Here is a 5,052-nt window from a genome sequence, read left to right as displayed (position 1 = left end):
GCTTACTGAAACGACAGCATCAATTCCTGCAACACCTTGCCCGGCTGACCAAATATCTTTCCATGCTTTATCATTTTGTGCAGAAAGCTCTGAGAAGTCTTCTTTCTTCTTTTGGCTAAGATCAATACCAGACTTTTCGATACTGGATTTTAAGAAATTACCATAAACACCCGAAACAGCGTCGGTGTATAAAATATCGTCAATTTGAGAACTAACCAGTGAGGCCTTATAAGAATCAACTGCCAGGCTTTCATTTGTAGCTATAAATCGCGTACCCATATAAGCAAAATCAGCCCCCATATTTTGGGCTGCTAATATGTCTTTCCCGCTATTGATTGCTCCGGCCAAAACTAAAATGCCCTTATAAAAAGATCTGATTTCATCAAGCAATGCAAATGGATTTGCGGTACCTGCATGTCCTCCTGCCCCTGCGGCAACAGCAATGATACCATCAACACCCACTTCGATCGCTTTTTGGGCATGTCTCTTTTTTATGATATCGTGAAAAACCAAACCGCCATACTGATGAATGGCATCAACCACATCTTTGGATGCCCCCAATGATGTGATCACCAAAGGCACTTTATACTTGACGCAAAGCTTTAAATCTGGTATCAGTCTGGGGTTTGTTTTATTTACAATCAAATTAACAGCAAAAGGGGCAGGTTCAATTCCTGTTTCCAATTTAAAGCTTTCTAATGCACATGTTATTTCAATCAACATACGCTCAAAATCATGAGGTGTTCTTCCGTTTAAGGAAGGGAAAGTACCTAACACGCCTTTTTTACAGGACTCAATCACCAATTCGGTTCCTGAAACCAGAAACATAGGTGCGACGATGATGGGCAATGTCAAGTTCGATTTTAATTCTTGTATGTTCATTTTGGACTTTTTATATAGCTATCTCAATTTAGTCAATTCTCGTAAATGATCAGGACTATCCAAGTGAAAAAATTGAATACAAACAAAGTCAGGTCAGCAATATTTCCTGTATTTATAGCATCATGAATAAAGAAATGGCGGCTGTTCCAGTAATTCCACCCAAGAGGGCCTTTTATATTTTTACTAGCATAGCGATTTGTATTAAATGTCGAATTGTCTGCTTATTTTGATCTTCAAACCAATAGTCGCGACAAGCTCTTCCCGACTATTTTAGTCGTGGTACCACGACCACAACAGTCGTAGATGCACGACCATAACAGTCGCGGTACTACGACCGCAACTGTCGTAGTGCTACGACCATAAGCGTCGTGGGATACAAATAAAAATACAAAAAGCCGACTCGTTAAAGTCGGCTTAAATTTATTCAGAATCCGTAGGGTTTAGGTTTTAGCTTACCGGAGTAAGATCGATTAACAATCTCCCCACACGCATGCTTTTGTAATTTTTAAATATACTTCTTACTTCAATCTGGAAGGTTCCAGCCGTTAGGCTTTCGGGAACAAAGAATAAAAGCTCCGAAGGCTTATTTTTCACCAGATTACTAACACGAGTCTCTGTGCCATCAACTGCAATAAAAAATACACCTTGCTTATCATCTTCCTCATCGAACTTAAGCAATACACCTTTAAGAGAAGCAATTTGCCCGGGACTGAAGCTTTCGTTAATGGTTTTTGTTTTCAGATCGGAGAATCGTTGAATCACAGGCTGAGGAGTTATCACCTCAACTTTCCGCAACTCGATATTCGAAATAGCTTCGGACAGGCGCTTACCTGCATTTAGATTCAATCGAATAGAGTGACGGTTCTTATCAAAAGCATCTTGCTCGTTGGCAAAAACACCCGATAAACTAGGATATACTTTAAAGAGTTCGGTGTTCACATTATTACCATTAGCAACTGCATCGACAATTGCATAATTAAACTCTTCGATGACTGACAAAGCTTCTGCTTTAGTAACAGTTGAGCCTTTGCCTATCATTCGTTCTACAATCTGTTCTGTAGTTATGGTTTCGTTATCTGTAACGAGTCCCATATAGTCATCTGGATCATCAGTCAGATGATTTAAAATTAAACCGTATCTTAAGGCCATAATTTTAAGATTAAAAATGAATACTGCAGGTCCCACCAGCTGCATCCTCCACCGTCCAAAGTTGATGATGTATAGCTGATGGGTTACCTGTTTTAATTATATACTTATTCTGAATAAATTCGATTCATTTTATCCCGACTCCCCCATCTTGTCCGTTATCATTCTCAAATCAAACGGCTTGCATCATCACCTTTCTTTATCTCCAAAAACAATTCGCAGATACCCTCAGGACATTTTTTTGCTTAAAGCAATATGAATTTAAGTATTTATTGTAAACTACACACATTTCAATATAAAATATTTTATTAATTATAATAAATTAACAGTATGGAGATATTAAGGTGAATCGTTCGCCTACAAATCTCTAAATAAACGACTAATAGAAACTCTAAGGATAATAAAAACCTTCAATTCAATACAGCTTTAATATTGTAAAAGCTGTAGTACAATAAACATCCCAATCAGTCGATATAGGATACTTCTCCAAAATAGATTAACTTGAATCGCATTTAGGCACAAGCATATCACAATCAACTAATTCTAAAATATCGAGCTGTGAAAATTCTATTAACTGGGGCAACAGGCTATATTGGTAAAAGACTCTTACCTATTCTGATTAAGAATGGGCATAGTGTTGTTTGTTGTGTTCGTGACCAAAAGCGATTTAACCCACCACAATCACTTTTACCTCATATCGAAGTCATTCAAATTGATCTTTTAGATACTGAATCGCTAAAAAAAATCCCCAAAGATATTGATGCTGCCTACTATCTGGTTCATTCCATGTCCTCAGCACGTGATTATGAGATTTTAGAAAAACAATCAGCCATTAATTTTAGAGAAGCGATTAATCAAACCCATGTCCAACATGTCGTGTACCTAAGTGGCATCATCAATGAGTCAGCTTTATCGAAACACCTGAAATCTCGTGAGAATGTGGAGATCGAATTGGGTAAGGGAAACTACGCCTTTACATGCTTGCGTGCTGGTATCATAATAGGATCAGGAAGCGCTTCCTTTGAAATCATGAGAGACCTTATCGAAAAACTACCTATCATGGTTACCCCAAGATGGCTAAACACCAGATGTCAACCCATTGGAATTACAGACGTTATTACATGCCTGTCCGACTCTTTATTTAATACTGAAACATATAACCAAAGCTTTGATATTGGAGGCCCTGACATTCTCACGTACAAAGAAATGTTGCTTGAATATGCAAGGAGTAGGAATCTAAAAAGGAGGATTTTCATTTTACCTTTTATGACCCCTAAGTTGTCGTCCTATTGGTTATACTTTGTTACCTCAACCTCATACAAGCTGGCTATCGCCTTGGTCAATAGTATGAAAGTAGAAGTGGTTTGCAGGAACAGTAAACTCATGGAGATTCTGAATCTATCTCCCCTAAGTTACAAAGAAGCTTTGTCGAGAGCATTTCTAAAAATAGAGAGTAATGAAGTGATATCAAGCTGGAAAGATTCTCTGATTAGTGGCAGATTAAATAGTCAAATTTCTGATTACATTAAAGTACCTAGTTTTGGTTGCATGTCTGATATTAGAAAACAAAAAATTGATGACCGTGAAGCATGCCTTGAAAAAATATGGCGGATAGGTGGAAAAACGGGTTGGTATTATGCCGACTGGCTTTGGCACTTTAGGGGATATCTCGATCGCCTGTTTGGTGGTGTTGGTTTAAGAAGAGGACGCACTAAGCAAGATGAACTAGCTACAGGTGATGTTGTTGATTTGTGGCGAGTATTGTACGCCAATAAAGAAGAGGGCAGATTGCTCTTATTTGCAGAAATGAAACTCCCGGGAGAAGCCTGGTTTGAATTTAAAATCTCTGGTGATCAACTGTCCCTTACTACTACTTTTAGACCCAAAGGTGTATCAGGGAGACTATACTGGTATGCTTCTTACCCACTTCATTACATTATCTTTAAAGGGATGCTTAATGAATTAGCAAAAAAATAGCGATGTATAACTTCTTATTTAATGGCAATTCCCCTTATTTGTGGAATAATAGGTACAATAGCGGAATATAAATTGTAGGATTCAATTTCTAACTGACTGAAGCCAGCAGATTCGATAAATGGCTGAATATCCCGATTGGTATGACAGCCCTCGAAACAATAGTGCCAGGGTTTGTGAAGCAAGTTTTGAATTATTGCCAGGACAGAATTATCTCTGGCTTTAACATGCTCAATAAAAACGAATTTACCTGAAGGTTTCAGCACCCTTTTTACCTGTTTTAAGCACGCTTCCAAATCCTTAACGGTACAAAGCACCAATGTACTCATAACGAACTCGCACGATTCATTATCTAAGTCGATAGCCTCTCCAATCAAAGAACGAATCTCTAGATTGATTCCATACTTATCTGCCGTTTTCTTCAAACTCTCGTGCATGTGCACATTGGGTTCAATAGCAATAAGGTGCGTGCCTTTTCTCAAATAACGCATATTTTCACCTGCACCCGAACCAATCTCAACCACCCTATCAGGATGATCTTTGAACATGGCGTTTTTCATATCGCCAAACTTATAATGCATATAAGCCGACATGATTCTAAGTAACCATGAATTAATGGGGCCACGAATGGCATTATTTTTAAATTGATTAGGCATTTATGAGTTTGTTGTTTTCTTGTTGGTCAAAAGTAAGAAAAAAGAACAAAGCATAAAGAAAACTTATTTTAGCCCATAACGAACGTTCTCGTGCAGAGCTATTGGGGTGCTGTATTGAGCAAAGCCTACACATATTAAAAAAAACAGTTCGATAAAGGCAACTATAATTTGATATTTCATTTTTGGATAAGGAGCTTGCATGCAAGTTCCTTAGGATGAATCAATATTTTTTTTTATTCCTCTTTATTCGATTGTCTGGATGAAGAACAGCAACTATGCTTTTGTGCAAGGGCTCTTCTTTCATCCTCACTTAAATCTTTAAACCAATCTACTTTTTCTTGAAAAGAAAGGTGATCCAATGACTTTACAGGACATTCCTGATTTCTTTCACCAG

The 5,052-nt window shown here is 37.8% G+C and carries 4 protein-coding genes; 1 reads left to right on the top strand and 3 read right to left on the bottom strand.

Annotated elements, in window-relative coordinates; translation table 11 throughout:
• Positions 1-882: NAD(P)H-dependent flavin oxidoreductase (locus tag ABY905_RS13955; RefSeq protein WP_372644916.1), on the bottom strand; the 882-nt coding region annotated here is incomplete at its 3' end.
• 447 nt (positions 883-1,329) lie between these two features.
• The gene (locus tag ABY905_RS13950) at positions 1,330-2,031 is read right to left on the bottom strand and encodes a DNA-binding domain-containing protein (protein ID WP_372644914.1); all 702 of its coding nucleotides are present in this window, start codon (positions 2,029-2,031) and stop codon (positions 1,330-1,332) included.
• A 555-nt stretch (positions 2,032-2,586) separates the two neighbouring features.
• Between ABY905_RS13950 and ABY905_RS13945 the strand changes: the two genes are divergently transcribed.
• A complete protein-coding gene (locus ABY905_RS13945) occupies positions 2,587-4,005 on the top strand; it encodes an SDR family oxidoreductase (RefSeq protein ID WP_372644912.1) in 1,419 nt (472 codons plus the stop codon).
• 14 nt (positions 4,006-4,019) lie between these two features.
• Here ABY905_RS13945 and ABY905_RS13940 read toward each other — a convergent pair whose 3' ends face one another.
• Positions 4,020-4,658: a class I SAM-dependent methyltransferase gene (locus ABY905_RS13940; protein WP_372644910.1), complete on the bottom strand. Its 639-nt coding sequence runs from the start codon at positions 4,656-4,658 to the stop codon at positions 4,020-4,022.
• Positions 4,659-5,052: the final 394 nt, after the last annotated feature.

The organism is Ancylomarina sp. (assembly GCF_041555295.1).
GTDB lineage: Bacteria > Bacteroidota > Bacteroidia > Bacteroidales > Marinifilaceae > Ancylomarina.
The sequence above is the reverse complement of the archived record's forward strand: the minus strand, read 5'-3'. Positions and strand labels throughout refer to the sequence as shown.